1 protein-coding gene is annotated in these 1,229 nt (G+C 42.2%); it reads left to right on the top strand.

Annotation, left to right across the window (positions count from 1 at the left end):
* A partial coding sequence (locus tag BP896_RS03220; RefSeq protein ID WP_349681924.1) for an ABC transporter substrate-binding protein occupies positions 1-1,229 on the top strand: 1,229 nt, incomplete at both ends.

Genomic DNA, 1,229 nt, shown 5'->3' with positions numbered 1-1,229 from the left:
TCATAAGGTATGTAATAATACTGGCACTAACGGCCGCATTAATACTCCTCCTTACCCCGAAATCAATAAGTCATGGGATTTTGAATGCTCAGCAGTATAATATTACGCCCTACAATACTATATACATGTATATTATTGAGAGCCCACCAGTAACAAGCTTCTCAGCTTATAATCCCAATATATTTCACGGTGGTATAGCAACATATGGCCTGTATTACGACTTCCTTGCATCATTAAACATAACTTCAAACACTATGGTCCCTGACTTAGCGGACTGGTGGAACATAACTGTTTTACCCAATGGAACTCTTGAGGTTCTGCTTCACATTAGGCATACAGGCTGGAGTGATGGGACCCCGGTTACTTGTCAGGACGTTTATGCAACAAACCTATTCCTAGGGTTGGTTGATGATATGGCTGGTAATGTTACAATAATAAACAGCACCACATGCGCCTTCCTAGTGCCGCAGGGATTTTACCTGCCTTTAACATCACCAGGTAATATCATTGATGACTTATTTGGGACATTGGACTGGGGTGGGGTTGCCGTGGTTTGGGCTTACCATATTTGGAAACCGCTTGTCGATGCTGCTACAGCCAACTACTCATACATTTACCTCTACAACTTTGGGCCACCATCAGTAGCATCATCGGCTGAGCATAATATTTCATCACTAATTTCCGAATTATTCACCTATAAGCCATCATCAGCTGCAGGTGATGGGCCCTTCTACCTATGCGATATTACGCCTGAATACTTCCTACTATGTAAGAATCCATACTTCTACGCAGCCGATAAGATACCTGTACAGTATATTGTTATGTGGCAGTATTCATCCATGGCTCAAGTTTACGCCGCATTAGCATCAGGTAAGATTAGTTATTGGCAGACTGGAGGTACATCGGTATCGCCAACATTATTAAGCCAAATATTAAGCAACCCGAACGTTAAAATGTACATATATCCAGCCTTCGGTGGTGATGCGCTTTACTTTAATTTCCTTAATCCGTGGTTGGCTATGCCTCAGGTTAGGCAGGCTATTTATTATGCTGTTAATTGGACTGAGTTAGCCCAAGCAGCATACGGGCCATTGATATTACCATCACCAACACCTCAAGTAGGCTTATATCCAGCGTATTATGAGCAATGGCTTATTAATACCAGTAAGTACTGGTTAACACTGGGACCCCAGTGGGCTTACGTTAACTACACTTATAATGCTTCATTG

Source organism: Caldivirga sp. UBA161, from assembly GCF_002506515.1.
Taxonomy (GTDB): domain Archaea; phylum Thermoproteota; class Thermoprotei; order Thermoproteales; family Thermocladiaceae; genus Caldivirga.
This window is presented reverse-complemented; position numbering and strand designations above follow the sequence as displayed.